The organism is uncultured Aggregatibacter sp. (genome assembly GCF_938046485.1).
Taxonomy (GTDB): Bacteria; Pseudomonadota; Gammaproteobacteria; order Enterobacterales; family Pasteurellaceae; genus Aggregatibacter.
Map to the genome: position 1 here is coordinate 1 of NZ_CALIWN010000038.1, position 1,991 is coordinate 1,991.

A 1,991-nucleotide genomic window follows, 5' to 3' on the forward strand; every position below is an offset into this window, starting at 1 on the left:
ATTGGCGTAAATCCTTACGGTAAACGGACATATGGTTTACCGCATCCATGTGCACTGTGATAAGTTTTGTATTTGGTAGCATGTTACGAGCATGAGCAACATCTTGTAACCCCATAATAATGCCGTCATTCGGAAAAGCTAAGGTACGCGCATCACCGGTGTTCATAATCATTACATCAGGTTTATAACGATTAATGGCTTTGTTTACTTCGGCAGTCCAAACTGTGTCACCAACCAAGTACACCGTTGGATGACCTTTCGCTTGGAATGTTACTCCCATCGCCTCATCTAAAATCTCAGCTAATTGTGGTACAGCGTACATTTCCGTTGTGCCGTGAGAACCGCCGGTTTTATTTAAAATAATACCTTCGAACTCCACCGGTTTTTCTAGCGATAAACTGGTTATGTTAGTAAAACCTTGCGCTTTGAGTAAGTCGCCATCCCGTTCATGTTGCACAAAAATTTTGATGGATTTAGGTAAAATTTTTTGTGCAACCTCATCCCAATGATCTTCATGTGTATGAGTTAAAATAATGGCATCAACATCTTTAAAAGTATCTTCTGCTTTCATCGGCAATTCCACAAGTGGATTACGCAAATGGCTATTTAATGTTCCTTCAAAGCCTGCATAACGTCCTTTTTCAGCAAGCATCGGATCAATTAAAAAAGTTTTCCCTGCGTAGTTCAGGCGACCAGTAGCATTGCGGATATGTTGGTAGCTATCAGTGTTTTTAGAGGCAAGATCTACAGCGAAAGTATTTGCGCTAATAGCCAATGCTGTAGCGCTAATTAAGGTTTTTAAGTTCATTGTTTTTCCTTTTCTATACGTTATTGAATGAATAAACATATTATAGCGAGAACAAGATTGCGCAAAAATGGATAAAAAATCAATAAACGTAATAATCGGGTCATTTCTGTGTTATGCTCATATCAAAGTAGGAGAAATAAAATGAATACACCCACAGTTGCTTTGATTGTGTATGAACAAATGATGCCCATTCATTTTGCGATGGCATATTCCGTTTTTTCTATGTCGGATTTAAACGGCAAGCCGTTATTTGACTGTAAAATCGTTAGCGATTCAGACAACCTGACAAACTCGCTATTTCACATACATTTAGACGGTGGTTTAGAATGGTTAGAGAATGCCGATATTGTTGTGATGACTGGATGGCATGATACTCAAGTGATGCCGAGTGAGGCTTTATTAACGGCATTACGGCAAGCGTATCAACGTGGTGCGACAGTGGTAGGTTTATGTTATGGCGCCTATGTGTTAGCGTGCAGTGGTTTACTTAACGGCAAAAAAGCAACCACACATTGGCTAGGAGATAGTGATTTTACTAGTCGCTTTCCGCAGGTGAAATGGGATTTAAATCCTATTTACTTGGAACAAGATCGACTGATTACCTCAGCAGGAACGGCAGCTTCCATGGATTGTTGCCTTTCTATTGTCCGTAAATTATATGGTGTGAAAATTGCCAATCATATTGCCCGAATACTGGTTATCTCCCCTCATCGTGAAGGCGGACAAGCACAATTTATCGAACGCCCTATTTCTCGTTCCACACCTAATGATAATATCAATGCGTTGCTTGCTTATTTAAATGAAAATCTGACCGCACTTCATTCGACTGATAGTCTTGCAGAACGTTTGTCAATGAGCCGTAGCACTTTCACCCGACATTTTCGCAAAGCAACCGGAATGTCATTAAATCAATGGTTAATTGAAGCAAGGCTACAGCGCGCAAGAGAGCTTTTGGAAAGCACAGATTTATCTATTACTGATATTGCAGAACAAAGTGGATTTCATAGCGATACTGCCTTGCGTCAGCACTTCTTGAAAAAACATAAGATTTCACCGAATCGCTGGCGTAAGCAGTTTCAAATTGAGGATGTTTAGATCTTTTTATTTTAAAGTGCGGTCAGATTTTCAGAAATCATGAATGCCCGAAAGCGTTAAATAACGTTCCGTGCGTAATTTGGTCGTG

The 1,991-nt window shown here is 39.9% G+C and carries 2 protein-coding genes; one reads left to right on the forward strand and one right to left on the reverse strand.

What is annotated here, in order from left to right; all coding sequences use genetic code 11:
- Positions 1-808 (reverse strand): MBL fold metallo-hydrolase (locus Q0203_RS05325; protein WP_297930078.1); only part of this gene is annotated, 808 nt, incomplete at its 3' end.
- Between the two features lie 141 nt (positions 809-949).
- Between Q0203_RS05325 and Q0203_RS05330 the strand changes: the two genes are divergently transcribed.
- Positions 950-1,903 (forward strand): helix-turn-helix domain-containing protein, encoded by a 954-nt coding sequence (locus Q0203_RS05330; RefSeq protein WP_297930080.1) that lies wholly within the window; start codon positions 950-952, stop codon positions 1,901-1,903.
- Positions 1,904-1,991: the final 88 nt, after the last annotated feature.